This window comes from Pseudomonas edaphica, from assembly GCF_965277385.1.
Classification (GTDB): domain Bacteria; phylum Pseudomonadota; class Gammaproteobacteria; order Pseudomonadales; family Pseudomonadaceae; genus Aquipseudomonas; species Aquipseudomonas edaphica.
In genome coordinates this window covers 3,221,027-3,246,814 of the sequence record NZ_OZ255725.1, presented here as the reverse complement: position 1 = coordinate 3,246,814, position 25,788 = coordinate 3,221,027, and the positions used below count along the sequence as shown (strand labels likewise).

Here is a 25,788-nt window from a genome sequence, read left to right as displayed (position 1 = left end):
TACGTCGTGTACAGAGATTCAAAAGTCTGTGGTCATGTGCCAATGAGGCCCTTGGATAAGTGCTTTAAGCCTGTGGATTAAAGGGGTGGTTATCCACAGAGGGTTTTTTGCTCAGGTTTCAAGCCCTGTTATCAACTGGGCACAGGTGCGGTTATTCACAGGGCTTAATCCACAGAAAATGGCTTGCATGGCCAAATCTCGCCCACGCAAAAGCCACCTGCCTTTTAGGTAATGAGTCAAAAATGGGAATTGAATGCCCTGAGGCGGGCGAAACAGGCAGGCGCGAATGGCCTGCCTGTGGACAACGAAGGGTTATTTACCGATGCAGAAGCTGGAAAAGATCCTTCCGAGCAGATCATCGGAGCTGAAAGCGCCGGTAATCTCACCCAACAGCTGTTGCGCCTGGCGTAAATCCTCAGCCAGCAGCTCGCCAGCCCCCGCCAAGGTCAACTGAGCCCGACCGTGCTCCAACGCCGCGCTGGCATGGCGTAGCGCTTCCAGGTGCCTGCGGCGTGCGCTGAAGCTGCTTTCGGAGGTCTGCTCATAGCCCATGCAGGCTTTGAGGTGGTCGCGCAGCAATTCCAACCCATCGCCCACTGACTTTGCGCTCAGGCTGATGGTCACGTGGCCATCGTCGCTGGTCTCCATGGCAATGGCTTCACCAGTCAAATCGGCCTTGTTGCGGATCAAGGTGACTTTGGCCGGGTCTGGCCGTTGCTCGAGAAATTCCGGCCACAGGGCAAAAGGATCCGCAGCCTCTGGCGCAGTGGCATCCACCACCAGCAATACGCGGTCCGCTTCACTGATCGCCTTGAGCGCCCGTTCCACGCCGATCTTTTCTACCTGGTCTTCGGTATCGCGCAAGCCGGCGGTGTCGACCACGTGCAGCGGCATACCATCGATGTGGATATGTTCGCGCAAGATGTCCCGGGTGGTGCCAGCAATCTCGGTGACGATCGCGGCTTCTCGGCCAGCCAGCGCATTGAGCAGGCTGGACTTGCCGGCATTGGGTCGCCCGGCAATCACTACCGTCATGCCGTCACGCAGCAAAGCACCCTGCCCGGCCTCGCGCAGTACGGTGGATAACTCGTCGCGAACTTTATCCAGCATCGCCAGGACGTGGCCATCAACGAGGAAGTCGATTTCTTCCTCTGGGAAGTCAATCGCAGCCTCGACGTAGATGCGCAGACTGATCAACTGTTCGGTCAAGTTATGCACACGCAGGGAAAAAGCGCCCTGCAGTGAGCGCAACGCATTGCGCGCCGCCTGTGCAGAACTGGCCTCGATCAAATCCGCAATCGCCTCGGCCTGGGCCAGGTCCAGTTTGTCGTTAAGGAATGCCCGCTCGCTGAATTCGCCTGGGCGCGCCAGACGGCAGCCCAATTGCAGGCAACGCTGCAGCAACATATCCAGCACTACCGGGCCACCATGGCCCTGCAGTTCCAGCACGTCTTCGCCGGTGAACGAGTTAGGGCCGGGGAAATACAGCGCCAGCCCCTCATCCAATACCGTTTCATCAGCATCCAGGAACGGCCCGTAATGGGCATATCGGGGTTTCAACTCACGGCCGCTGATGGCCTGGGCCGCCACGCTGGCCAGCGGCCCGGAAATTCTAACGATACCAACACCGCCGCGACCTTGAGCGGTAGCGACAGCAGCGATGGTTTCACGAGGAGCGCTCATCAGCAGGTTCCAGAACAAAAGTGACAGAAAGCAAAACGCCCCACTAGGGGGCGTCTTGAGTGGTTATCCACAGAGTAAATTACGCCGCAGCTTTTTTGGTAGCCGCTTCGATTTTACGTGTGATGTACCACTGTTGAGAGATCGACAACACGTTGTTGACCACCCAGTACAGAACCAGACCGGCTGGGAACCACAGGAAGAAGAAGGTGAAGATGATTGGCATCATCTTCATGACCTTGGCCTGCATCGGGTCCGGCGGAGTCGGGTTCAGACGCTGCTGGATAAACATGGTCGCGCCCATGATGATCGGCAGAATAAAGAACGGGTCTTTAATCGACAGGTCAGTTATCCACAGAATGAACGGTGCCTGGCGCATTTCGACGCTTTCCAGGAGAACCCAGTACAGCGACAGGAATACCGGCATCTGCACCAGAATCGGCAAGCAACCACCCAGCGGGTTGATCTTCTCTTTCTTGTACAGCTCCATCATGGCCTGCGACATTTTCTGCCGGTCGTCACCATGTTGCTCTTTCAGAGCGGCCAGTTTCGGCGCAACGGCACGCATGCGCGCCATCGACTTATAGCTGGCTGCCGACAGAGGGAAGAAAATCCCTTTGATCAGCATGGTCAGGAAGATGATCGAGAAGCCCCAGTTACCCACAATGCTGTGGATATGTTGCAGCAGCCAGAAAATAGGCTGGGCAATGAACCACAGAATGCCGTAATCCACAGTCAGTTCCAGACCTGGGGACAACTCTTTGAGCACAGCCTGGCTTTTCGGGCCGGCATACAGGGTAGTGCTGGTTTCAGCCTTGGCACCTGGAGCGACGGTCAACGCCGGGCCAGTAAAACCAATGATGTAGTTGCCTTGGCTGTCTTTGCGGGTTTGAACCAGGTTGGCTTCACCCTTGTTCGGGATCCATGCGGTCACGAAGTAGTGTTGCAACCAGGCAACCCAGCCACCTTGGACGGTTTCTTTCAGCGCGCCCTTGTCGATATCTTTCATCGACACTTTTTTGTACGGCTCGCTACTTGTCCACAGGGCGGCGCCCAGGTAAGTCGCAGTGCCGGTGGCGGTGCTGGAAGAAGGATCGGCGCTGTTGTCACGCTTGAGCTGGGCAAACAGGTTGCCCGTCCATGGCTTGGCGCTTTCGTTGTCGATCAGGTAAGTGACCTTCAAGTCGTACAAACCACGGGTGAAGCTGAAACGCTTGATGTAGTTGACGCCGTCGAGGCTGAATTTCAGGTCGACATTCAACTGGTTCTGGCCATCAGCCAGTTGATAAGTCTTCTGTTCGGTCGAATAAACCGGACGACCGGTAGCACGAGCATCAGGACCGTCAGTGCCGGTCAGGCCGCTTTGCGCCAGATAAGTACGTTCACCACCGTTATCGAACAGTTGGAACGGAACATCTGGATGGTCTTGGCGACGTGGATACAGCGGCAGTTTCAACTGCGCGATATCACCACCTTGTGGGTCGATAGCCAGGTCGAGCACATCCGTTTTCACGTGGATGAGGTCTTTATTGGTGACCACTGGCGTTTCTAGAGGGGCGCTTGTCTCGCCATTCGCGCTGGGAACATCGGCACTCGCGGACGCATTGTTACCCAGCGGGGTGTCCGGAATAGCCGGCGCAGCCTGATTGGTAGCAACATTCTGAGTCGGCAGGGCAGCCTGGCCGTAGTCCTGGTTCCACTTAAGAACCATGACGTAGGACACGATTGCCAGGGCGACGATCAGGATCGTGCGTTTAATATCCATGATTACTCGGCCATCGAAGAAGAACGGGAGGTAGGGATAGGTGGAACCGGGTCGAAACCACCGGGATTCCACGGATGACAGCGGCCTAAACGACGAAAGGCCAGCCAGCCACCGCGCAGAAGACCATGATTTTCTATGGCCTCTAACGCGTAGCAGGAACAACTGGGGTAGAAACGACAGTGGTCGGCCATCAGAGGACTAATGGCATAACGGTAAAACTGGATCGGAACGAGTGCCAGTTTACGCATTGGTGCTGTCTACCCCTACAGTTTCGGTGCTGACTGCTGGTGCTGGCTTGTTGGTACGCGCCAAACGTTTCCAGAGCTTGCCGAAATGCTGAATCAATTCGGGGTTTTCTACATCCCCCAAGCCTTTGCGCGCGACGATAACAATATCCCAACCAACCAGAGTGTCCTGGTGGAGGCGAAACGATTCGCGCATCAGACGCTTGAGGCGATTGCGCTCAACGGAGAGCTTTACGCTCTTCTTGCCGATCACCAACCCGAGACGGGGGTGATCCAGATCGTTGTTACGCGCAAGGAGCAGGAGATTTTTCCCCGGAACCTTGCCGGTGGGGGAGTCAAAGACTGCCTTGAAATGCCGGGGGGTTAGCAGACGCTTTTCCCGACTGAAGTCCTGACTCACCACCAGTACCGGATTATCAAACTGCCAGACGCGCACGACCTTTGGCGCGGCGACGCGACAGGACAGCACGGCCGTTCTTGGTAGCCATGCGAGCACGGAAGCCGTGAGTACGGGCGCGTTTGATGGTGCTTGGTTGGAAAGTACGTTTCATGGCGTTGTTACCTGGTTCGTCCACAACGGGCCGGAATGGCCCCCGTTTTAAGAGACCGGCGATTCTAGAGAAAGCAAGCCTCTAGGTCAATTTCCAACCAGCTTTTCCTTCAATTAGATCTTCTACAGGTAATCGGTCCTTTTCTGTCCGCCGGGCTTTCACGAGCAATGCCATAGATATAAAAATAAAGAAGGAAGTTATTTAAAGCTTTTCTGTAAAGCTTATAAAAGCTAGGCAGGCGATCATCTGTGGATAACTGCCTTGAGGCCATATTCCACCTGCTGTACAGAGAATGACAAGTACGGGGGAAAACGGTGCTCTGCCTGTGCTGCGCTGTCGGATAAGCTGTGGGTGGAATGGGTTGTTATCCACAGGCCATTTACCCACAGACTTTCGACCCCACTTGTGCAACGAGCTTAGGTGCGCTTATCCACAGAGCTTATGCACAGACCATTGGTCGGCTTTTTTGCACTTAACACGTTGATTTTGGCTGCTCTGTGAGCAACCTACATGTGGATAAGTGGGCGTCTGGCCGCTACAATGGCGGCTGTTTTTGCCTCACCGGCTTTCAACTTAGGGGATATCCGTGTCAGTGGAACTTTGGCAGCAGTGCGTGGAGCTTTTGCGCGAAGAGCTGCCTGCCCAGCAATTCAACACCTGGATCCGTCCGCTACAGGTCGAAGCCGAAGGCGACGAGTTGCGTGTCTACGCGCCGAATCGTTTTGTTCTCGACTGGGTCAATGAAAAATACCTGAGCCGCGTTCTCGAATTGCTCGATGAACACGGCAACGGCATCGCGCCCGTGCTTTCCTTATTAATAGGCAGCAAACGCAGCTCTGCACCTCGCGCTGCGCCGAATGCGCCGCTGGCTGCTGCTGCGTCGCAAGCCCAAGCAGCACCGGCACCTGTTAATAACTCGCCGGCGCCCGTGGCCCAGGCGCCGTCGAAATCCTCGTCGCAGAAAAACGCGCCTATAAATGAAGAACCGTCGCGTGACAGCTTTGACCCGATGGCCGGCGCCAGCTCCCAACAAGCACCGGTTCGCGCTGAGCAGCGCACCGTGCAGGTGGAAGGTGCGCTCAAGCACACCAGTTATCTGAACCGCACCTTTACCTTTGAGAACTTCGTCGAAGGTAAATCCAACCAGTTGGCCCGCGCGGCCGCCTGGCAGGTTGCCGATAACCCCAAGCATGGTTACAACCCGCTCTTCCTTTATGGTGGCGTTGGCTTGGGTAAGACCCACTTGATGCATGCTGTGGGTAACCATCTATTAAAGAAGAACCCGAATGCCAAGGTTGTGTACCTGCACTCGGAGCGCTTCGTGGCTGACATGGTCAAGGCCTTGCAGCTCAACGCAATCAACGAATTCAAGCGTTTCTACCGTTCTGTGGACGCGTTGCTGATCGATGACATTCAATTTTTCGCTCGCAAGGAACGTTCCCAGGAAGAGTTTTTCCACACCTTCAACGCGCTGCTCGAAGGCGGCCAACAGGTCATCCTGACCAGTGACCGTTACCCGAAGGAAATCGAAGGCCTGGAAGAACGCTTGAAGTCACGCTTTGGCTGGGGCCTGACCGTTGCGGTAGAACCGCCGGAGCTGGAAACCCGTGTGGCGATCCTGATGAAAAAGGCCGACCAGGCAAAAGTCGACCTGCCCCACGATGCAGCCTTCTTTATCGCCCAACGCATTCGTTCCAACGTGCGTGAGTTGGAAGGCGCGCTCAAGCGGGTCATTGCACACTCGCACTTTATGGGTCGCGACATCACCATCGAGTTGATTCGCGAATCCCTGAAAGACCTGTTGGCTCTGCAAGACAAGCTGGTGAGTGTGGATAACATTCAGCGCACCGTGGCTGAGTACTACAAGATCAAGATTTCAGACCTGCTGTCCAAGCGCCGTTCGCGCTCGGTGGCACGTCCACGTCAGGTGGCGATGGCACTCTCCAAAGAGCTGACCAACCACAGCCTGCCGGAAATCGGTGATGTGTTTGGCGGTCGCGACCACACCACGGTCTTGCACGCGTGCCGCAAGATCAATGAACTTAAGGAATCCGACGCGGATATTCGCGAGGACTACAAGAACCTGCTGCGTACACTGACTACCTGATGACACCAGCGCAGCTTATTAAGGCAAGGGACTAGACCATGCATTTCACCATTCAACGCGAAGCCCTGTTGAAACCCCTGCAACTGGTCGCAGGCGTCGTCGAGCGCCGACAGACCTTGCCGGTGCTTTCCAACGTATTGCTGGTGGTCGAAGGCCAGCAATTGTCCTTGACCGGTACCGACCTGGAAGTCGAACTGGTGGGTCGTGTGCAGCTGGAAGAACCGGCTGAGCCCGGCGAAATCACTGTGCCGGCACGTAAGCTGATGGATATCTGCAAGAGCCTGCCCAACGATGCGCTGATCGACATCAAGGTTGATGAGCAGAAGTTGGTGGTCAAGGCCGGTCGCAGCCGTTTTACGCTGTCGACCTTGCCAGCCAATGACTTCCCTACCGTCGAAGAAGGCCCAGGCTCGCTGACCTGCAGCCTGGACCAAAGCAAGCTGCGCCGTTTGATCGAGCGCACCAGCTTCGCCATGGCCCAGCAGGACGTGCGTTACTACCTCAACGGCATGTTGCTGGAGGTCGCAGAAGGCGTTATCCGTGCAGTGGCTACCGACGGTCACCGCCTGGCCATGTGCTCGATGCGTGCTGATATCGGCCAGCCGGACCGTCACCAGGTCATCGTGCCGCGTAAAGGTATTCTGGAACTGGCGCGTCTGCTCACCGAGCCGGATGGCAATGTCAGCATCGTCCTGGGTCAGCACCACATCCGCGCCACCACCGGCGAATTCACCTTCACGTCCAAGCTGGTTGACGGCAAATTCCCGGATTACGAGCGTGTGCTGCCAAAAGGTGGCGACAAGCTGGTGATCGGCGATCGTCAGGCGCTGCGTGAAGCGTTCAGCCGTACCGCGATTCTGTCTAACGAAAAGTACCGTGGTATTCGTCTGCAACTGGCCAACGGTCAGCTGAAGATCCAGGCCAATAACCCGGAGCAGGAAGAAGCGGAAGAAGAAGTCGGCGTTGACTACAATGGCGGCTCGCTGGAGATCGGCTTTAACGTGAGCTACCTGCTGGACGTACTGGGCGTGATGACCACCGAGCAGGTTCGCCTGATTCTGTCGGACTCCAACAGCAGTGCCCTGGTGCAAGAATCCGACAACGACGACTCGGCTTACGTTGTTATGCCGATGCGCCTGTAATCATGCTCAGCAGAAGCTAGATGTCCCTCAGTCGCGTCTCGGTCACCGCGGTGCGCAATCTGCACCCGGTGACCTTCTCCCCCTCCCCCCGCATTAATATCCTTTACGGCGCCAACGGCAGCGGCAAAACCAGCGTGCTGGAAGCAGTCCATTTGCTTGGGCTTGCCCGTTCCTTTCGTAGTGCTCGCTTGTTGCCGGTGATTCAATACGAACAACTGGCTTGCACCGTGTTTGGGCAGGTTGAACTGGCAGAAGGTGGGCACAGCGCCCTGGGGATATCTCGAGATCGCGGCGGTGATTTCCAGATTCGCATTGACGGGCAAAATGCTCGCAGTGCTGCACAGTTGGCAGAAATCCTGCCGCTGCAGCTGATCAACCCAGACAGCTTTCGCCTTTTGGAAGGTGCGCCGAAAATCCGCAGGCAGTTCCTCGATTGGGGAGTGTTCCACGTGGAACCGCGCTTCATGGCCACTTGGCAGCGCCTGCAGAAGGCCCTGCGGCAGCGGAACTCATGGCTGCGGCATGGTACACTTGACGCCGCTTCGCAAGCGGCCTGGGACCGGGAACTGTGCCTGGCCAGTGACGAAATAGATGAATACCGCCGGGCCTATATCAAAGCCTTGAAACCAGTCTTTGAGCAGACCTTGAGTGAGTTGTTGGATCTCGAGGGCCTGACGCTGAGCTACTACCGTGGTTGGGATAAAGAACGTGAGCTGAGCGCAGTGCTCGCCACGTCCTTGCAGCGGGATCAGCAAATTGGCCATACCCAGGCAGGCCCACAACGTGCTGACTTGCGCCTTAGATTAGGCGCACACAATGCCGCGGATATTTTGTCCCGCGGTCAGCAAAAGTTGGTGGTGTGTGCACTGCGTATTGCCCAAGGGCATTTGGTAAGCCAAGCCCGGCGCGGTCAGTGTATTTATCTGGTGGATGACTTGCCGTCCGAACTCGACGAGCAGCACCGCCGCGCGTTATGCCGCTTGTTGGAAGACTTACGCTGCCAGGTGTTTATCACCTGTGTAGACCACGAATTATTGAGGGAAGGCTGGCAGACGGAAACGCCAGTCGCTTTGTTCCACGTGGAACAGGGCCGTATCACCCAGACCCACGACCATCGGGAGTGAAGGCATGAGCGAAGAAAACACGTACGACTCGACCAGCATTAAAGTGCTGAAAGGTTTGGATGCCGTACGCAAACGTCCCGGTATGTACATCGGCGACACCGATGATGGTAGCGGTCTGCACCACATGGTGTTCGAGGTGGTCGACAACTCCATCGACGAAGCTTTGGCCGGTCACTGCGACGACATCAGCATTATCATCCACCCGGATGAGTCCATCACCGTGCGCGACAACGGTCGCGGTATTCCGGTCGATGTGCACAAAGAAGAAGGCGTATCGGCGGCAGAGGTCATCATGACCGTGCTTCACGCCGGCGGTAAGTTCGACGACAACTCCTATAAAGTATCCGGCGGTTTGCACGGTGTAGGTGTGTCGGTGGTGAACGCTCTGTCCGAAGAGCTGATCCTGACTGTTCGCCGTAGCGGCAAGATCTGGGAACAGACCTACGTGCATGGTGTTCCACAAGAACCGATGAAAATCGTTGGTGACAGTGAATCCACCGGTACGCAGATCCATTTCAAGCCTTCGGCTGAAACCTTCAAGAATATTCACTTCAGCTGGGACATCCTGGCCAAGCGTATTCGTGAACTGTCGTTCCTTAACTCCGGTGTGGGTATCGTCCTCAAGGACGAGCGCAGCGGCAAGGAAGAGTTGTTCAAGTACGAAGGCGGCTTGCGTGCGTTCGTTGAGTACCTGAACACCAACAAGACTGCGGTCAACCAGGTGTTCCACTTCAACATCCAGCGTGAAGACGGTATCGGCGTTGAAATCGCCCTGCAGTGGAACGACAGCTTCAACGAGAACCTGTTGTGCTTCACCAACAACATTCCACAGCGCGACGGCGGTACTCACTTGGTGGGTTTCCGTTCCGCACTGACGCGTAACCTGAACACCTACATCGAAGCGGAAGGCTTGGCCAAGAAGCACAAAGTGGCCACTACCGGTGACGATGCGCGTGAAGGCCTGACGGCGATTATCTCGGTGAAAGTGCCGGATCCAAAGTTCAGCTCCCAGACCAAAGACAAGCTGGTGTCTTCCGAAGTGAAGACCGCAGTGGAACAGGAGATGGGCAAGTACTTCTCCGACTTCCTGCTGGAAAACCCGAACGAAGCCAAGCTGGTTGTCGGCAAGATGATCGACGCGGCGCGTGCCCGTGAAGCGGCGCGTAAAGCCCGTGAGATGACCCGCCGTAAAGGCGCGTTGGATATCGCCGGCCTGCCGGGCAAACTGGCCGACTGCCAGGAGAAGGACCCTGCCCTCTCCGAACTGTACCTGGTGGAAGGTGACTCTGCTGGCGGTTCCGCCAAGCAGGGTCGTAACCGTCGCACCCAGGCTATCCTGCCGTTGAAGGGTAAGATCCTCAACGTCGAGAAGGCCCGCTTCGACAAGATGATTTCCTCTCAGGAAGTCGGCACCTTGATCACGGCGTTGGGCTGCGGTATTGGCCGCGATGAGTACAACATCGACAAACTGCGTTACCACAACATCATCATCATGACCGATGCTGACGTCGACGGTTCGCACATCCGTACCCTGCTGCTGACCTTCTTCTTCCGTCAGTTGCCGGAGCTGATCGAGCGTGGCTACATCTACATCGCTCAGCCGCCGTTGTACAAAGTGAAAAAGGGCAAGCAAGAGCAGTACATCAAAGACGACGACGCCATGGAAGAGTACATGACGCAGTCGGCCCTGGAAGATGCCAGCCTGCACTTGAACGACGAAGCCCCGGGCATTTCCGGTGAGGCGCTGGAGCGTTTGGTTAACGACTTCCGCATGGTAATGAAGACCCTCAAGCGTCTGTCGCGCCTGTACCCTCAGGAGCTGACCGAGCACTTCATCTACCTGCCTTCCGTGAGCCTGGAGCAGTTGGGCGATCACGCCCACATGCAGAATTGGCTGGCTCAGTACGAAGTACGTCTGCGCACCGTCGAGAAGTCTGGCCTGGTTTACAAAGCCAGCTTGCGTGAAGACCGTGAACGTAACGTGTGGCTGCCAGAGGTTGAACTGATCTCCCACGGCCTGTCGAACTACGTCACCTTCAACCGCGACTTCTTCGGCAGCAACGACTACAAGACCGTGGTTACCCTCGGCGCGCAATTGAGCACCCTGTTGGACGACGGTGCTTACATCCAGCGTGGCGAGCGTAAGAAAGCGGTCAAGGAGTTCAAGGAAGCCCTGGACTGGTTGATGGCTGAAAGCACCAAGCGCCACACCATCCAGCGATACAAAGGTCTGGGCGAGATGAACCCGGATCAACTGTGGGAAACCACCATGGATCCTGCTCAGCGTCGCATGCTGCGCGTGACCATCGAAGACGCCATTGGCGCAGACCAGATCTTCAACACCCTGATGGGTGATGCGGTCGAGCCTCGCCGTGACTTCATCGAGAGCAACGCCTTGGCGGTGTCCAACCTGGACTTCTGATCAGGCTACCCGCTAAAACAAAAAGGCCAACGCTAAGCGTTGGCCTTTTTTATTGGGTGAAACTTAAGCGTTTTACAATTGCTCCACGTGGAACATCAGCGTTTTTAACCTTGGGCAGCCGCCACACTCTCCAACCGATAGCCGTACCCGTAGATGGTCAGCAGCTGCCAACCCCGGTCGGCGGTCAGCCCCAGCTTGTTACGCAGCCGATAAATATGTGTATCCAGTGGCCGTGAGGAGACCATTTCTTCATGGCTCCAAAACCGCTCATACAGGTATTCCCGAGACAGTGGCCGAGCCAGGTTGGCGAACAAGCAACTGGCCAGGCGGTATTCACGCTCAGTGAGATTGATCGGCTTACCCGCGCGCGTCACCGTCAGTTCGGCATCATCAAAGGTCAGGTCGTTGAAACTCTGCACCTCATTAGTCGCTGGCTTTTGCAGCCCATGGCGGCGTAGCACGGCGTTGACCCGAGCCTTGAGTTCGTTTGGCCGAAACGGCTTGCTGACGTAATCATCCACCCCGCTGTTGAGTGCGGTGACGATATCGCTCTCGGCATCGCGGCTGGTCAACATGATTACGGCGGGTGGTGAGTCCATGTGCTCGCGGGTCCAGCGCAACAATGCGATGCCTGTGATATCCGGCAGTTGCCAGTCGAGGATCAACAGGTCAAAGGTTTCGCGGCGCAGTTGGCGCAGCAGGTCTTCACCGCGTTCGAAGAAATGCAGAGACCAGGGTTGCTCTGCGGTGCTGGGGATCTGTCGCAGCGTCTGTTCAACCCGACGCAATTCAGCGGGTTCGTCGTCCAGTATTGCGACACGCATGGGTGGGTCCTTTCTACAAAAAATACGACAGCCGACGGTCTGTTCAATCGCGTAGGTAATGCACAGATGCCTGTGGTTGAATCTGAATAATTATGGCCAGACTCAATGCTCACAGGATCTATCGGTACGCTGATATCAAAGGGCCGTAAACCCGTTTAAAGTCTTGCGTACCTACCAAGCGAAAGATACCGGCTCCTACCCTTGAGGAAAAGGATCAGCCGACACATGCGCTGCCGTAGACCTGTATGTGCTGAGGTCAGATGCCGTCTGAAACTACTCGGGTGATGAGCTCCATGACCTGTTCTGCCTATCGATTATGCTGTGCCCTACCCGCGTTACTGGCCCTGGTCATCAGTACAGCCCAGGCTGCTACGCCCTATCGCCCTGCTTATATTGACGAGCCGTTCCTGTGCCGTGCGCACCCGTTGCCAGCAGTTGTGCAGCATTTGACGGGTGAAGCCTGGAAGCTCGATGCCAAAGGCGGGGCGCAGCCTCTACTGGAAGGGATGAGCATTGATGAGCAAGAAGGCGTGAAGACTTCGACATCGGCTTTCGTCAGCCTGCGCCTGGGTGATGGTTCCAGTGTGGTGCTGCCCTCCAGTTCACAGGTGCGTCTGCACCTGGTGCAAAAACAGGCGATTCCCCAGGTCATTCTGGAACAGGGCCAGGTCGAGACCTATGTGATCAAACGGGCCAGTGACTACGACCGTTTTCAGATCGTGACGCCCGTCGGCGTTCTGGGCGTGCGTGGCACGCACTTTCGCGTGCGCAATGACGGCGAGCAATCCGTGCTGGAGGTGCTGAATGGCCAGGTAGCGGTTAACCGCGCAGCAGGCAACGCCGCAGCCGAAGTGAAGGTGGACGCACGCCAAGGTCTGCTGATCAGACAACAAGGTGAACTCAAGCCCGTGGCGCTTTTGCCCGCGCCTGTATTAATCGGCCAGGATGGCCAAAAAGGTCAGTCGCCAGTCTGGAGCCTGTACCTGCGGCCATTACCCGGTGCACAGCGCTACCGCGCCCAAGTCGCGACCGACTCAGCCTTTATGAACATCAAGCAGGAAAACTTTTCCAGTGAGCCGAAAATGCGCTTCACTGGGCTCAAAGCATCGTTTTACCACGTGCGTTTGTCCGCCTACGACGCGCAGGGCCTGGAGGGAGAAACCGGGGTCTATGACATCTTCTACTACCCACCCGCCACTCAGGCACAGGCCAGCGGTGGTTAACCCATGATGCTTTGGCGCAAGGCCGAGAAACGCCAGCCCACTCATGCCCAGCGCTTGTTCCACGGCCTGGTGCGCGAGTGGTTGTGGATAGGTTTGCTGTTATTGCCAATGACGGCCTACCTCTCGTTGAGCCCGGGCCTGGCGCTGAACAACCCGCTGTATGACAGCCTCAGGCGCCTGGCGCCGTTGCCGGTAGACCCGCGCATCGTGCTGGTGACCATTGACGATCCTAGCCTGAAAGAGTTGGGCCGCTGGCCCTGGCCGCGCAGTTTGCACGCCGACCTGATCGACCGCCTGAGCGCCGCGCAGCCAGCGGCCATCCTCTTCGATGTGATCTTCAGTGAGCCCGGTGTGCCTGCCAACGACCAACGCCTCGCAGCCGCCGTGTGCAACGCCGGCAACGTGGTACTGCCGTTGCTGCGTGAGGAAGCGGCGAACTACAGCACGCCGGACGCGCAAATGTTGCCGCTGCTCAAGTGTGCTAAAGGTCTCGGGCATATCAATGTTGAAGCCGACAGTGACGGCGTGGTGCGCAGCCTGTTTATGCGTGAAGGCCCACCCGGTGACACCACGCCGCAGTTGGCGTGGGTGGCCTATGCATTGAGCGGCCAGGCCTCTGAGATGCCAGGAGAACCCCAGCAACCGATTAACCCGTCCTGGCACCGGGAGCACGCCATTCGGATCCCGTTCATCGCTGCCGACACCCGCTTTCCTACGGTCTCCTACGCCAGCGTTATACGCGGTGAGGTCGACCCTGAACGGCTGCGGGGTCGGCTTATTCTGGTAGGCGCCACTGCGTCCGGCATGGGCGATCGTTTCGTCACCCCACTCTCCTCGACTGTCGGCACCACGGCGGGTGTTGAGATCCAGGCCAACGTGCTCAACGGCCTGCTGCAAGGGCGCAGCATCGTTGATCTACCCGGCGCGGTGTCGGCCTTGATGGCGACTGCCTGGGTGGCATTGTTACTGGGCCTGTTGTTGTATCGCCCACGCTACGCGCTCTGGATGACCCTGGGCTGCATGGCCATCGCATTGCTCGGCGCGTGGGTGTTGCTGCGCCAGGGCCACTGGTGGTCACCGGCCGCGTGCCTGATTGGTTTGCTGCTCAGCTACCTGATATGGAATTGGCGGCGCCTCAGCGTGATCCTGGCCTACTTCGGCTGGGAGCTCGCGCGATTGGATAACGAACCCAAAGTACTTCCCGAGCGTCGTCGTGCGCCCGCGAGCAAGGGCGATGTGCTGCAAGCGCGGATCTTTGCCCTGGAACAAGCGGTAAGCCGTACACGCGATACCCGGCGGTTTATGGCCGACGGTCTGGAGTGCCTGCCGGTGGCCACGCTGATTACCGACCCCAAAGGCAGCATCCTGCTGGCCAACCGGATTGCACGTGAGGTGTTCAGTAATGAGTTGGTCAACCAAAACCTCCTCGAACAACTCGCCGACCTGGGTTATCCGCCGCTGCACAATGGCGTGCGCCCTGCTCTCTCAGCGCTGGAACTCGTTGAGTTTCGCGATATCCATCAGCGCAGCCTGCGCATTGAGCTTGCCCCTTTGCTGCCGGCTGAAGGCGACGTCGCCCTCGGCTGGCTGATGAGCCTCACAGACTTGAGCAAAGAGCGCGAAGCGCAGCAGCACCGCGAAACCATGCTGCGCTTCCTGTCCCATGACCTGCGTGCGCCACACTCGGCGATCCTGGCGCTGCTGGATGTGCATGGCGGTGAGTCGCCGGTGTTTGCTCAGATCGAGCAACAGGTCAGGCGCGCGCTGAGCCTGACTGAATCCTTCGTACAACTGGCCAAAGCTGAGGCCGATGGCTACCAGTTTCAGCCCACGCTGTTTGCCATGCTGGTTATGGATGCTTTCGATCAAGTGGCGGTCATTGGCCAACTTAAAGGCATCCACCTGGTTCATGATCTGGACGAAGCCGATGAAGGCATGGTGTACGCCGATCAATCGCTGCTGACCCGAGCGTTGTTCAACGTGCTGGAGAATGCGATCAAGTATTCCCCTTCCGGTACTACCGTCACCTTGAGCCACGGCAGCGCGCAAGGATGGCTGGAATGCCGCATCAGCGATCAAGGACCCGGTATTGCGCCAGAGGATTTGCCCGAGCTATTCAGCCAATACCGACGCTTCGATTCGGCCCAAGGCAGTGAAGGTTTGGGGTTGGGGTTGACCATGGTCAAAGCTGTAGTGGAGCGCCATGGCGGTCGCATTCAGTGTGAAAGCGAGGTGGGTAAGGGTTCGACTTTCAGCCTGCAACTGCCGTTACTCGAGGATTGAAAAACGTACTTTTTCACGGTGCATAAAAAACCGGTCACAAGGACCGGTTTTTTTATGCGGGAAAAACTTATGCACGTTTTTCGCGATTTTATGAGCTTTGGAAATATGTAAGTAAATCAGCTTGTTATGAGGCAAAAACACCATTTCGCCAACAAACCGTACACAGGTTATCCACAGATCACTAAATCGCAGGTGTCTCGACTACAACCGGCTCTGGAGGCAGCGAACCCATGGCCCGTTGCTGCGCTTCATTCCACGCCTGTGCGCGGTCATTGAGTGCGGCAATGGCGCGTGGCCCTTCACCTTCGGCGTACATGGGCTCGCCAATGACCACAGTGATAGTGCCTTCACGCTTGGCCCACCCGGTCTTCGGCCAGAACTTGCCGGCGTTATGCGCAATCGGCAGCACGGGCAGATGGGCGTTGACCGCCAATGCAGTACCGCCGCGCGAGAACTTGCCCACGGTGCCAAACGGCACACGCGTACCTTCCGGGAAGATCAGCACCCAAACACCATCCTTGAGCAGCTCGTCACCCTTCTTGGCCACGTGTTTGAGCGCCGCCTTGGGGTTGTCACGGTCGATGGCGATCGGCCGCAGCATGGCCATCGCCCAGCCGAAGAACGGCACGTACAGCAGCTCACGCTTAAGCACCTGGCTCAGAGGCGAGAAGTACGCGGACAGGAAGAACGTTTCCCACGTGCTCTGGTGATTCGACAGAATCACGCAGGGCTGGTCCGGGACGTTTTCAGCGCCCTTGATCTCGAAACGGATGCCCAGGAATACCTTGGTCAGCCACAACGCACAGCGGCACCAATAAACGTTGATAAAGCGATAACGCGCCTTGAACGGCAGGAACGGCGCGATAAAAAAGCTCAGGGTGCACCACAGAAACGAACTGGTGCCCAACAGCAGGTAAAAGAAGAAGGTTCTGATGGCCTGCAAAATCGACATGGCAGCATTTACCGTTGCGGGACATGGCCCGCCTGCTAAAAGCACACTCCCGAGCGATCCTTGTTCAGGAAGTCGAGGGCGGCTAGTTGTTAATAAGTTCTGCGGCAACCGCCGCCAGATCGTCAAAAATCAGAGTGCCCACCGGCAGGTTTTTCGCCTGGGTCTTTTCGCCTTTCCCGGTCTTAACCAAAACTGGCTGAGAGTCGACGGCTTTGGCCGCCTCCAGGTCACCGAGGCTGTCCCCGACGAACCATAGCCCAGCTAACGGCACCTTGTAATGTTCTGCAATGGTTTTCAACATGCCAGGCTTGGGTTTGCGGCACTCGCAGCCCTCATCCGGCCCGTGGGGGCAGTACAGCACCAGCCCCACCTCACCGCCCTGCTCGGCCACTAACGCGCGCAAACGCGCGTGCATGGCGTCCAGGGTGGCGATGTCGTAATAACCGCGGGCGATGCCGGACTGGTTGGTGGCGATGGCCACCGTCCAGCCGGCTTTGCTCAACTGCGCGATGGCCTCGATCGAGCCGGGCAGTGGAATCCATTCCGCCACCGACTTGATGTAAGCGTCGGAGTCGTAATTGATCACTCCGTCCCGATCGAGAATCAGCAGTTTCAACATGGTCAGCCCAGTACAGAAATGTCAGCGATGTTGATGAACAAGCCGCGCAGGCGTGCCAGCATGGCGTAGCGGTTTTTCCGCACACCAGCATCTTCTGCATTGATCATCACCGCTTCAAAGAACGCATCCACCGGCTCACGCAAGGTGGCCAGGCGCGCCAGTGCTTCGGCGTAATTGCGTTCGGCGAGCAGCGGCTTCACCGCGTTTTCCGCTTTGGCGATGGCCGAGTTCAGCGAGAACTCCTTGGCATCGGCAAACAGGCCAGGGTCGACTTCGGCATTGCCGAGGTTGTCGGCCTTGCTCAGCAGGTTCGACACACGCTTGTTCACGGCGGCCAGGGCATCGGCTTCCGGCAGCTTGCGGAAGGCTTGCACGGCCTGTACGCGCTGGTCGAAGTCCAGTGCCGAACCCGGTTGCAGGGCACGTACCGACAGGTAGACGGACACGTCCACGCCTTCGTCTTCGTAACGCGCACGCAGGCGGTCGAATACAAACTCCAGCACTTGCTCGGCCAGGCCGGCTTGCTTGACCTTGGTGCCAAACTGGCCGACAGCGAACACCACGGCCTGGGTCAGGTCGAGGTCGAGCTTTTTGTCGATCAGGATACGCAGCACGCCCAGGGCCGCACGGCGCAGGGCATACGGGTCTTTGCTGCCGGTAGGCAACATGCCGATACCGAAGATGCCGACGAGGGTGTCCAGCTTGTCAGCGATGGCCACGGCCGCACCGGTCAAGGTGCTTGGCAGCTCAGCGCCAGCGCCGCGCGGCATGTACTGCTCGTTCAGTGCCAGGGCTACATCGTCCGGCTCGCCGTCGTTGAGGGCGTAGTAGTAACCTGCAACGCCTTGCATCTCCGGGAACTCGCCGACCATTTCGGTGGCCAGGTCGCACTTGGACAGCAAGCCAGCGCGGGCTGCCCAGGCAGCGTCACCGCCAATGCGTGGGGCAATGTAGGCGGCCAGCTTGGAAACGCGCACGGCCTTGTCGTAGACGCTGCCGAGTTTTTCCTGGAACACCACGTTTTGCAGGCGCAGGTTGAAGTCTTCTAGCTTCTGCTTCTTGTCTTGCTTGAAGAAGAACTCGGCGTCAGTCAGGCGCGGGCGCACGACTTTCTCGTTACCGGCGATGATCTGCTGCGGGTCTTTGCTTTCGATATTGGCCACGGTGATAAAACGCGGCAGCAGCTTACCGTCCACATCCAGCAGGCAGAAATACTTCTGGTTGTCCTGCATGGTGGTGATCAGCGCTTCTTGCGGCACGTCGAGGAAACGCTCCTCGAACGAGCACACCAGCGGCACCGGCCATTCAACCAGCGCGGTCACTTCGTCGAGCAGGCTTGGCGGCACGATGGCCGTGCCTTCCTGCAGGCGGGCCAGCTCTTCGGTGCGCTTGCTGATCAGCTCGCGACGCTCGTTGGCATCGGCCAACACGTAAGCGGCACGCAGGTCGGCGGCGTAGTTGGCCGGCGAGGTGATGCGCACGGCTTCTGGATGGTGGAAGCGGTGACCACGGGAATCACGGCCAGACTTCTGGGCGAGGATCGTGCAGTCGATGACTTGGTCACCGAGCAACATCACCAGCCACTGAGTTGGGCGCACGAACTCTTCCTTGCGAGCACCCCAGCGCATGCGCTTGGGAATAGGCAAGTCGTTCAGCGAGTCTTCAACGATGGTCGGCAACAGGCTCGCCGTTGGCTTGCCGGTGATGACTTGGCTGAAGCGCAGTTTCGGGCCGCTCTGGTCGATCTCGCTCAGCTCGACGCCGCACTTCTTGGCAAAACCAAGGGCGGCTTGAGTCGGATTGCCTTCAGCATCAAAAGCCGCCTGGCGCGGTGGGCCGTCGAGGTTGATGCTGCGGTCCGGTTGCTGGGTTTCCAGCGCGGTCAGCAACACCGCCAGGCGACGTGGCGCGGCGTAGACTTTTTTCGCGGCGAATTTCAGGCCAGCGCTGTGCAGGCCTTTTTCGATACCGGCCAGGAACGCATCGGCCAGGGTGTTCAGTGCCTTGGGTGGCAGCTCTTCGGTGCCCAGTTCAACCAGGAAATCTTGAGCACTCATTGTGCAGCCTCCAGCTTAGCCAACACTTCATCACGCAGGTCCGGGGTTGCCATCGGGAAGCCCAGCTTGGCGCGAGCCAGCAGGTAGGCTTGGGCGACGGAACGCGCCAGGGTGCGTACACGCAGGATGTATTGCTGGCGCGCGGTCACCGAGATGGCACGGCGGGCGTCCAGCAGGTTGAAGGTATGGGAAGCCTTCAACACCATTTCATAGCTCGGCAACGGCAGCGGCTGGTCGAGTTCGATCAGGCGCTTGGCTTCGCTTTCATAGAAGTCGAACAGTTCGAACAGCTTGTCGACGTTGGCGTGTTCGAAGTTGTAAGTGGATTGCTCCACTTCGTTCTGGTGGAACACGTCGCCGTAGGTGACTTTGCCGAACGGGCCGTCAGCCCACACCAGGTCGTAGACCGAATCCACGCCTTGCAGGTACATGGCCAGGCGCTCGAGACCGTAGGTGATCTCGCCGGTCACCGGGTAGCACTCGATGCCGCCGGCTTGCTGGAAGTACGTGAACTGCGTCACTTCCATGCCATTGAGCCAGACTTCCCAGCCCAGGCCCCAGGCGCCCAAAGTTGGCGATTCCCAGTTGTCTTCGACGAAACGGATGTCGTGCACCAGTGGGTCCAGGCCGACATGTTTCAGCGAGCCCAGGTACAGCTCCTGGAAGTTATCCGGGTTCGGCTTCAATACCACCTGGAACTGGTAGTAGTGCTGCAGACGGTTCGGGTTTTCGCCGTAGCGGCCGTCAGTCGGGCGACGACTGGGCTGCACATAAGCGGCGTTCCAGGTTTCCGGGCCGATGGCCCGCAGGAATGTAGCGGTGTGGAAAGTGCCGGCGCCTACTTCCATATCGTAGGGCTGAAGTACCACACAACCTTGCTCGGCCCAGTATTGCTGGAGGGCGAGGATCAAGTCTTGGAAGGTACGCACGGCTGGCGTAGGCTGGCTCACGAAATTCACCTGTTACTTGGGCTGCGATTTAAAGAGCGGGAGTATACCCGATTCGGCCCTGCCACCACTCCCTGGAGCCTTATGCCACGCTGCTTTTGGTGTTCTGAAGATCCGCTGTACATGGCTTATCACGATCAGGAGTGGGGAACGCCGCTGCGCGATGCGCAGGGTTTGTTCGAGTTGCTTTTGCTCGAAGGGTTCCAGGCGGGCCTGTCCTGGATCACCGTTTTACGCAAACGCGAGCATTATCGAAAGGTCTTGTTCGGCTTTGATGCGCAGCGTTTGGCCAGGCTGACCGATGCTGAAATCGAAGCACTGATGCTCGATCCAGGCATCGTGCGTAACCGCCTAAAGCTCAACGCCACCCGCCGCAACGCCGCCGCCTGGCTGGCGCTGGAAGATCCGGTGGGGTTGCTCTGGTCCTTTGTTGGCGGCGTGCCCAAGGTCAATCACTTTACCGATCGCAGCCAAGTCCCGGCGATTACCCCCGAGGCTGAAGCCATGAGTAAAGCGTTGAAAAAAGCCGGTTTCACCTTCGTCGGCCCGACCATCTGCTACGCGTTCATGCAGGCCTCGGGCATGGTCATGGACCACACTCAGGGCTGCGACCGTTACGCGGACTTGGCCAACGCCGGTTAGAATGCCCGCTTTGCGCACCACACACGATCAGGAGTGACCTGTGGAAAAGTTTAAAGGCGCCTTGCTGGTAGGCGCTCTTCGGTTGTTTGCCCTGCTGCCCTGGCGCGCTGTCCAGGCCGTCGGCACGGCGATTGGCTGGATCATGTGGAAAACCCCCAACCGCTCCCGCGACACGGTGCGGATTAACCTCTCCAAATGCTTCCCGGACATGGACCCGGCCGCCCGCGAGCGTCTGGTGGGCCAAAGCCTGATGGACATCGGCAAGTCGCTGACCGAAAGCGCCTGCGCCTGGATCTGGCCGGCACAGCGTTCCATCGACCTGGTGCGCGAAGTCGAAGGCCTGGAAGTGCTGCATGAGGCATTGGCCTCGGGCAAAGGCGTGGTTGGCATCACCAGCCACCTGGGCAACTGGGAAGTGTTGAACCACTTCTATTGCAACCAGTGCAAACCGATCATTTTCTACCGCCCGCCCAAGCTCAAGGCGGTGGATGAGTTGCTGCAAAAACAGCGGGTGCAGTTGGGTAACCGCGTGGCGGCGTCCACCAAGGAAGGCATCCTCAGTGTGATCAAGGAAGTGCGCAAAGGTGGTCAGGTGGGTATTCCGGCTGACCCGGAGCCGGCGGAATCTGCGGGCATCTTCGTGCCGTTTTTCGCCACCCAGGCGCTGACCAGCAAGTTTGTGCCGAACATGCTCGCAGGCCACAAGGCTGTTGGCGTGTTCCTGCATGCCCTGAGGCTGCCGGACGGTTCGGGTTACAAAGTGATTCTGGAAGCAGCGCCGGAAGATATGTACAGCACCGACACGGCTACGTCCTGTGCGGCGATGAGCAAGGTGGTGGAGCGTTATGTCGGTGCCTACCCGAGCCAGTACATGTGGAGCATGAAGCGCTTCAAGAAACGCCCGCCGGGTGAAGAGCGCTGGTACTGATTTACCGCTGAACTCAAGACCATTGAGGATCTGATGTGGGAGCTGGCTTGCCTGCGATGCAGGCAACTCGGTTTTTCAGCCATACCGAGGTGATGCTATCGCAGGCAAGCCAGCTCCCACAGGGATCAATTCAGGCCAGGCGATCGAGTTTCTTCAGGAACACCGTCATCTCTTTTTCAGCCTGTTTGTCGCCATGTGCCAGGGCTGCTTCTATGCCCTTTTCCCAAGCTAACCGTGCTGCAGCGTTATCACCCTGCCCTTGCTGAGCCTTGCCCAACAGCTTCCACGCCGCCGAATACTTCGGGTCGAACTCGACGCATTTCTGCAAATGCTCGGCCGCCTTGGCGTTGTCCTTCAAGTCCAGATAACCCTTGCCCAAGCCAAAGCGCAGCAATGAATTATCCACACTCTTGGCGAGCATTTTTTCCAGGGATTCGAGCATGGCTGTGCGTCCTTTAGCTACATAGCGGTTTCGATATCGTCATCGCGAGCAAGCCCGCTCCCACACTTGGAACGCGATCACAGGTGGGAGCGGGCTTGCCCGCGATGGCGGCGGCAGGCTCACTCAAATTTTTAATCAGAAAAAACTCAGCCCCACGTGAAACAGCTTCTCCACATCGCGAATATGCTTTTTATCCACAAGGAACAAAATCACATGGTCACCCGTGGCGATCATCGTGTCGTCATGGGCGATGATCACCTCTTCGTCACGAATGATCGCGCCGATGGTGGTGCCCGGCGGCAGGCCGATATCGCGGATCGCCTTGCCGATCACTTTGCTCGACTTTGAATCACCATGGGCAATCGCCTCGATGGCTTCCGCCGCGCCCCGGCGCAATGAGTGCACGCTGACGATATCGCCACGGCGCACGTGGGCCAGCAAGGTGCCGATGGTGGCCAACTGCGGGCTGATGGCGATGTCGATGTCGCCGCCCTGGATCAGGTCGACATAGGCCGGGTTGTTGATGATGGTCATCACCTTCTTCGCCCCCAGCCGCTTGGCCAGCAACGAGGACATGATGTTGGCCTCGTCGTCGTTGGTCAGGGCCAGGAAGATATCGGCGTCGGCGATGTTTTCTTCCATCAGCAGGTCACGGTCCGAGGCGCTGCCTTGCAGGACCACGGTGCTGTCGAGGGTGTCGGACAAATGCCGGCAGCGTGTCGGGTTCATCTCGATGATCTTGACCTGGTAGCGGCTCTCGATGGCCTCGGCCAAGCGCTCGCCGATCTGCCCGCCGCCGGCAATGACGATGCGTTTGTAGCTCTCATCGAGTCGACGCATTTCGCTCATCACTGCACGAATATTCGCTTTGGCAGCGATGAAAAACACTTCGTCGTCCGCTTCGATCACCGTATCGCCCTGGGGCAGGATCGGCCGGTCGCGACGGAAAATCGCCGCCACGCGGGTTTCCACATTCGGCATGTGTTCGCGCAGTTGGCGCAGTTGCTGGCCCACCAGCGGACCGCCGTAATAAGCCTTTACCGCCACCAGTTGCGCCTTGCCTTCGGCAAAGTCGATGACCTGCAAGGCACCGGGAATTTCGATCAGGCGCTTGATGTAGTGGGTCACCACTTGTTCAGGGCTGATCAGCACATCCACCGGAATCGCATCGTTGTCGAACAGACCGGCGCGGGTCAGGTAGGCGGCTTCGCGCACGCGGGCGATCTTGGTGGGCGTGTGAAACAGGGTATGGGCGACTTGGCAGGCGACCATGTTGGTCTCGTCACTGTTGGTCACCGCCACCAGCATATCGGCATCGTCGGCACCGGCCTGGCGCAGCACCGTCGGGAATGACGCACGGCCTTGTACGGTGCGGATGTCCAGGCGGTCGCCCAGGTTGCGCAGGCGCTCGCTGTCGGTGTCGACCACGGTGATGTCGTTGGCTTCGCTGGCCAAATGTTCGGCCAGTGTGCCGCCGACCTGCCCTGCACCAAGGATGATGATTTTCATCCGGTCACTCCCTTAAACCCATTAGCCGCGCGCGGCAGCAATCTTGATCAGTTTGGCGTAATAGAAGCCATCGTGTCCGCCTTCCTGCGCGAGCAGTTGGCGGCCGTGGGGCTGCTTGATACCGGCCGCCGTGGCGAGGTCCAGCTCCCGTGCGCCACTGGTGCGGGCGAGGAAGGCTTGGATCACCTCGGTATTTTCTGTCGGCAGCGTGGAGCACGTGGCGTAGAGCAGGATGCCGCCGACTTCCAGCGTTGGCCACATTGCATCGAGCAGTTCGCCTTGCAGCACGGCCAGGGCGGCGATGTCGTCGGGTTGGCGGGTGAGCTTGATATCCGGGTGACGGCGGATCACGCCAGTGGCGGAACATGGCGCGTCGAGCAGGATGCGCTGGAACGGCTTGCCGTCCCACCACGTGGCGGTGTCGCGGCCGTCGGCGGCGATCAGCTCGGCGCTCAGGCCCAGGCGTGCAAGGTTTTCACGCACGCGCACAAGGCGCTTGGCTTCCAGGTCGACGGCGACTACACCGGCCAGGTCTTTTTCGACTTCCAGAATGTGACACGTCTTACCGCCCGGCGCGCAGCAGGCGTCCAGTACGCGTTGGCCTGGGGCCAGGTCGAGCAGGTCGGCGGCCAATTGTGCGGCTTCGTCCTGCACGCTGATCCAGCCTTCGGCAAAGCCCGGCAGGCTGCGCACGTCGGTGGCCGCTTCCAGCACGATGCCGTCGACGCTGTACACGCACGGCGCGGCGTTGATGCCGGCACCGGTGAGCAATTGCAGGTAGGCGTCACGGCTGTGGTGGCGACGGTTGACCCGCAAAATCATCGGCGGGTGCGCATTGTTGGCGGCGCAAATGGCTTCCCATTGCTCGGGCCAGAAGGCTTTCAGGGATTTTTGCAGCCAGCGCGGGTGCGCCGTGCGCACCACTGGGTCATGTTCCAGCTCGGCCAGCAGCGCTTCGCTTTCACGCTGGGCGCGACGCAGTACGGCATTGAGCAAGGCCTTGGCCCACGGCTTCTTCAGCTTGTCGGCGCAGCCGACGGTTTCACCGATGGCGGCATGCGCGGGCACGCGGGTGTAGAGCAGTTGATAAAGGCCGACCAGCAGCAGCGCCTCTACATCGGCGTCGGCGGCCTTGAACGGCTTTTGCAGCAGCTTGGCCGCCAGGGCCGACAAGCGCGGCTGCCAGCGGGCGGTGCCAAAGGCCAGGTCCTGGGTGAAACCGCGATCACGGTCTTCAACCTTGTCCATTTGTGTAGGCAACGAACTGTTCAGAGAAGCCTTGCCGTTGAGTACGGCAGCGAGCGCCTTGGCGGCGGCCAGACGCGGGTTCATTGAGCGACCGCCCCTAGAACCGTGCCCAAGGCAAATTTCTCACGACGGCTGTTGAACAGGTCGCCGAAGTTCAGTGCCTTGCCGCCGGGCAATTGCAGGCGGGTCAGGCACAGCGCCTGTTCACCGCAGGCGACCAACAGGCCGTCCTTGCTGGCGCCGATGATTTCACCCGGAGCACCTTTGCCATCCACCCAGGTGGCGGCCAGCACTTTCAAGGCTTCGCCATTGAGGGTGCTGTGGCAGATCGGCCACGGGTTGAAGGCACGCACCAGGCGTTCCAGCTCAACGGCCGGGCGGCTCCAGTCGATACGCGCTTCGTCTTTATTCAGTTTGTGTGCGTAGGTGGCGAGGCTGTCGTCCTGTACTTCGCCTTCCAGCGTGCCGGCCGCCAGGCCAGCGATGGCCTGGATCACGGCGGGCGGGCCAAGTTCGGCCAAGCGGTCGTGCAGGCTGCCGCCGGTGTCTTCAGCCGTGATTGGGGTGGCAACCTTGAGCAGCATCGGGCCGGTATCCAGACCCGCCTCCATGCGCATCACGGTCACACCGCTTTCAAGGTCACCGGCTTCGACGGCGCGCTGGATCGGCGCCGCACCGCGCCAACGCGGCAGCAACGAAGCGTGGCTGTTGATGCAGCCCAGGCGCGGGATATCCAGCACGGCTTGGGGCAGGATCAAACCGTAAGCCACTACCACCAGCAAGTCGGGCTTCAACGCCGCCAGTTCCGCCTGGGCATAGGCATTGCGCAGGGTTGGCGGTTGCAGCACAGGGATGTTGTGCTCAAGCGCCAACTGCTTGACCGGGCTTGGCATCAGTTTTTGCCCGCGACCGGCCGGGCGATCCGGCTGGGTGTACACCGCCACGATGTCATAAGGGCTGGCAAGCAGCGCCTTGAGGTGTTCGGCAGCGAATTCGGGAGTGCCGGCAAAAACAATGCGCAGTGGCTCGGTCATGGGAGTTCTCGGTTAAAAACAGTCACAAAAGAAAAAGGCTTGCC

At 58.6% G+C, this 25,788-nt stretch carries 22 protein-coding genes; 8 read left to right on the top strand and 14 right to left on the bottom strand.

What is annotated here, in order from left to right:
* Positions 1-312: 312 nt before the first annotated feature.
* The 5 genes from mnmE to rpmH form a co-directional block, all read right to left on the bottom strand.
* Positions 313-1,683 carry a tRNA uridine-5-carboxymethylaminomethyl(34) synthesis GTPase MnmE gene (gene mnmE, locus ACQY47_RS14620; protein ID WP_428557328.1) on the bottom strand — a complete coding sequence of 457 codons (1,371 nt, stop codon included), beginning with the start codon at positions 1,681-1,683 and terminating at the stop codon, positions 313-315.
* A gap of 79 nt (positions 1,684-1,762) precedes the next feature.
* Entirely contained in the window at positions 1,763-3,445 is a 1,683-nt protein-coding gene (gene yidC / locus ACQY47_RS14615) for a membrane protein insertase YidC (RefSeq protein WP_017135128.1), read from the bottom strand.
* A gap of 2 nt (positions 3,446-3,447) precedes the next feature.
* Positions 3,448-3,693, bottom strand: a complete 246-nt coding sequence (gene yidD, locus ACQY47_RS14610; RefSeq protein WP_073636650.1) for a membrane protein insertion efficiency factor YidD — start codon at positions 3,691-3,693, stop codon at positions 3,448-3,450.
* Positions 3,686-4,090 (bottom strand): ribonuclease P protein component, encoded by a 405-nt coding sequence (gene rnpA / locus ACQY47_RS14605; protein ID WP_026013533.1) that lies wholly within the window; start codon positions 4,088-4,090, stop codon positions 3,686-3,688. The genes yidD and rnpA overlap by 8 nt, the downstream gene beginning before the upstream one ends.
* A 16-nt stretch (positions 4,091-4,106) precedes the next feature.
* The gene (rpmH, locus tag ACQY47_RS14600; protein WP_003213577.1) at positions 4,107-4,241 is read right to left on the bottom strand and encodes a 50S ribosomal protein L34; all 135 of its coding nucleotides are present in this window, start codon (positions 4,239-4,241) and stop codon (positions 4,107-4,109) included.
* 586 nt (positions 4,242-4,827) lie between these two features.
* On the opposite strand from rpmH, the gene dnaA reads away from it, so the two are divergent.
* Genes dnaA through gyrB form a run of 4 tightly spaced genes read left to right on the top strand, consistent with a single transcriptional unit; the run spans position 4,828 to position 11,036 of the window.
* Positions 4,828-6,348 (top strand): chromosomal replication initiator protein DnaA, encoded by a 1,521-nt coding sequence (gene dnaA / locus ACQY47_RS14595; protein ID WP_017135130.1) that lies wholly within the window; start codon positions 4,828-4,830, stop codon positions 6,346-6,348.
* Positions 6,349-6,386: 38 nt separating this feature from the next.
* Positions 6,387-7,490: a DNA polymerase III subunit beta gene (gene dnaN, locus ACQY47_RS14590; protein ID WP_017135131.1), complete on the top strand. Its 1,104-nt coding sequence runs from the start codon at positions 6,387-6,389 to the stop codon at positions 7,488-7,490.
* Between the two features lie 20 nt (positions 7,491-7,510).
* A complete protein-coding gene (gene recF, locus ACQY47_RS14585) occupies positions 7,511-8,614 on the top strand; it encodes a DNA replication/repair protein RecF (RefSeq protein ID WP_099488159.1) in 1,104 nt (367 codons plus the stop codon).
* Positions 8,615-8,618: 4 nt separating this feature from the next.
* On the top strand, positions 8,619-11,036 hold the full coding sequence (gene gyrB / locus ACQY47_RS14580; protein ID WP_017135133.1) for a DNA topoisomerase (ATP-hydrolyzing) subunit B: 2,418 nt from the start codon (positions 8,619-8,621) through the stop codon (positions 11,034-11,036).
* 104 nt (positions 11,037-11,140) lie between these two features.
* Here the strand turns inward: gyrB and ACQY47_RS14575 are convergent, their stop codons facing one another.
* Positions 11,141-11,860, bottom strand: a complete 720-nt coding sequence (locus tag ACQY47_RS14575) for a response regulator transcription factor (RefSeq protein ID WP_428557327.1) — start codon at positions 11,858-11,860, stop codon at positions 11,141-11,143.
* Positions 11,861-12,153: 293 nt separating this feature from the next.
* Between ACQY47_RS14575 and ACQY47_RS14570 the strand changes: the two genes are divergently transcribed.
* Complete coding sequence (locus tag ACQY47_RS14570) at positions 12,154-13,083, top strand: FecR family protein (RefSeq protein WP_428557326.1); 930 nt, start codon at positions 12,154-12,156, stop codon at positions 13,081-13,083.
* 3 nt (positions 13,084-13,086) lie between these two features.
* Complete coding sequence (locus tag ACQY47_RS14565; RefSeq protein WP_428557325.1) at positions 13,087-15,366, top strand: CHASE2 domain-containing protein; 2,280 nt, start codon at positions 13,087-13,089, stop codon at positions 15,364-15,366.
* A 181-nt stretch (positions 15,367-15,547) separates the two neighbouring features.
* On the opposite strand, the gene ACQY47_RS14560 is transcribed toward ACQY47_RS14565, so the two are convergent.
* The 4 genes from ACQY47_RS14560 to glyQ form a co-directional block, all read right to left on the bottom strand.
* Positions 15,548-16,318, bottom strand: a complete 771-nt coding sequence (locus ACQY47_RS14560) for a lysophospholipid acyltransferase family protein (RefSeq protein ID WP_017135137.1) — start codon at positions 16,316-16,318, stop codon at positions 15,548-15,550.
* A gap of 82 nt (positions 16,319-16,400) precedes the next feature.
* Positions 16,401-16,937: a D-glycero-beta-D-manno-heptose 1,7-bisphosphate 7-phosphatase gene (gene gmhB / locus ACQY47_RS14555; RefSeq protein ID WP_428557324.1), complete on the bottom strand. Its 537-nt coding sequence runs from the start codon at positions 16,935-16,937 to the stop codon at positions 16,401-16,403.
* 2 nt (positions 16,938-16,939) lie between these two features.
* The gene (gene glyS / locus ACQY47_RS14550) at positions 16,940-18,994 is read right to left on the bottom strand and encodes a glycine--tRNA ligase subunit beta (RefSeq protein WP_200431006.1); all 2,055 of its coding nucleotides are present in this window, start codon (positions 18,992-18,994) and stop codon (positions 16,940-16,942) included.
* Positions 18,991-19,944, bottom strand: coding sequence for a glycine--tRNA ligase subunit alpha (gene glyQ, locus ACQY47_RS14545; protein WP_003187265.1), 954 nt, complete (start codon positions 19,942-19,944; stop codon positions 18,991-18,993). The genes glyS and glyQ overlap by 4 nt, the downstream gene beginning before the upstream one ends.
* Before the next feature lie 81 nt (positions 19,945-20,025).
* Here glyQ and ACQY47_RS14540 point away from each other — a divergent pair, with 81 nt between their 5' ends.
* Both ACQY47_RS14540 and ACQY47_RS14535 read left to right on the top strand, forming a co-directional pair.
* Positions 20,026-20,583, top strand: a complete 558-nt coding sequence (locus ACQY47_RS14540; protein ID WP_428557323.1) for a DNA-3-methyladenine glycosylase I — start codon at positions 20,026-20,028, stop codon at positions 20,581-20,583.
* A 40-nt stretch (positions 20,584-20,623) separates the two neighbouring features.
* Positions 20,624-21,511, top strand: a complete 888-nt coding sequence (locus tag ACQY47_RS14535) for a lysophospholipid acyltransferase (protein WP_017135141.1) — start codon at positions 20,624-20,626, stop codon at positions 21,509-21,511.
* A 130-nt stretch (positions 21,512-21,641) separates the two neighbouring features.
* Here the strand turns inward: ACQY47_RS14535 and ACQY47_RS14530 are convergent, their stop codons facing one another.
* The 4 genes from ACQY47_RS14530 to fmt form a co-directional block, all read right to left on the bottom strand.
* Complete coding sequence (locus tag ACQY47_RS14530; RefSeq protein ID WP_428557322.1) at positions 21,642-21,953, bottom strand: tetratricopeptide repeat protein; 312 nt, start codon at positions 21,951-21,953, stop codon at positions 21,642-21,644.
* A gap of 135 nt (positions 21,954-22,088) precedes the next feature.
* Positions 22,089-23,462: a Trk system potassium transporter TrkA gene (gene trkA / locus ACQY47_RS14525; RefSeq protein WP_017135143.1), complete on the bottom strand. Its 1,374-nt coding sequence runs from the start codon at positions 23,460-23,462 to the stop codon at positions 22,089-22,091.
* A gap of 21 nt (positions 23,463-23,483) precedes the next feature.
* Positions 23,484-24,794, bottom strand: a complete 1,311-nt coding sequence (rsmB, locus tag ACQY47_RS14520) for a 16S rRNA (cytosine(967)-C(5))-methyltransferase RsmB (RefSeq protein WP_017135144.1) — start codon at positions 24,792-24,794, stop codon at positions 23,484-23,486.
* Positions 24,791-25,744: a methionyl-tRNA formyltransferase gene (gene fmt / locus ACQY47_RS14515; RefSeq protein WP_428557321.1), complete on the bottom strand. Its 954-nt coding sequence runs from the start codon at positions 25,742-25,744 to the stop codon at positions 24,791-24,793. The genes rsmB and fmt overlap by 4 nt, the downstream gene beginning before the upstream one ends.
* Positions 25,745-25,788: the final 44 nt, after the last annotated feature.

Excerpts from the sequence above, each read along its gene's own strand:
- mnmE (WP_428557328.1), bottom strand. The coding sequence starts at position 1,683 with ATGAGCGCTCCTCGTGAAACCATCGCTGCTGTCGCTACCGCTCAAGGT.
- yidC (WP_017135128.1), bottom strand. The coding sequence starts at position 3,445 with ATGGATATTAAACGCACGATCCTGATCGTCGCCCTGGCAATCGTGTCC.
- yidD (WP_073636650.1), bottom strand. The coding sequence starts at position 3,693 with ATGCGTAAACTGGCACTCGTTCCGATCCAGTTTTACCGTTATGCCATT.
- rpmH (WP_003213577.1), bottom strand. The coding sequence starts at position 4,241 with ATGAAACGTACTTTCCAACCAAGCACCATCAAACGCGCCCGTACTCAC.
- dnaN (WP_017135131.1), top strand. The coding sequence starts at position 6,387 with ATGCATTTCACCATTCAACGCGAAGCCCTGTTGAAACCCCTGCAACTG.
- recF (WP_099488159.1), top strand. The coding sequence starts at position 7,511 with ATGTCCCTCAGTCGCGTCTCGGTCACCGCGGTGCGCAATCTGCACCCG.
- gyrB (WP_017135133.1), top strand. The coding sequence starts at position 8,619 with ATGAGCGAAGAAAACACGTACGACTCGACCAGCATTAAAGTGCTGAAA.
- ACQY47_RS14575 (WP_428557327.1), bottom strand. The coding sequence starts at position 11,860 with ATGCGTGTCGCAATACTGGACGACGAACCCGCTGAATTGCGTCGGGTT.
- ACQY47_RS14570 (WP_428557326.1), top strand. The coding sequence starts at position 12,154 with ATGACCTGTTCTGCCTATCGATTATGCTGTGCCCTACCCGCGTTACTG.
- ACQY47_RS14565 (WP_428557325.1), top strand. The coding sequence starts at position 13,087 with ATGATGCTTTGGCGCAAGGCCGAGAAACGCCAGCCCACTCATGCCCAG.
- ACQY47_RS14560 (WP_017135137.1), bottom strand. The coding sequence starts at position 16,318 with ATGTCGATTTTGCAGGCCATCAGAACCTTCTTCTTTTACCTGCTGTTG.
- gmhB (WP_428557324.1), bottom strand. The coding sequence starts at position 16,937 with ATGTTGAAACTGCTGATTCTCGATCGGGACGGAGTGATCAATTACGAC.
- glyS (WP_200431006.1), bottom strand. The coding sequence starts at position 18,994 with ATGAGTGCTCAAGATTTCCTGGTTGAACTGGGCACCGAAGAGCTGCCA.
- ACQY47_RS14540 (WP_428557323.1), top strand. The coding sequence starts at position 20,026 with ATGCCACGCTGCTTTTGGTGTTCTGAAGATCCGCTGTACATGGCTTAT.
- ACQY47_RS14530 (WP_428557322.1), bottom strand. The coding sequence starts at position 21,953 with ATGCTCGAATCCCTGGAAAAAATGCTCGCCAAGAGTGTGGATAATTCA.
- trkA (WP_017135143.1), bottom strand. The coding sequence starts at position 23,462 with ATGAAAATCATCATCCTTGGTGCAGGGCAGGTCGGCGGCACACTGGCC.
- rsmB (WP_017135144.1), bottom strand. The coding sequence starts at position 24,794 with ATGAACCCGCGTCTGGCCGCCGCCAAGGCGCTCGCTGCCGTACTCAAC.
- fmt (WP_428557321.1), bottom strand. The coding sequence starts at position 25,744 with ATGACCGAGCCACTGCGCATTGTTTTTGCCGGCACTCCCGAATTCGCT.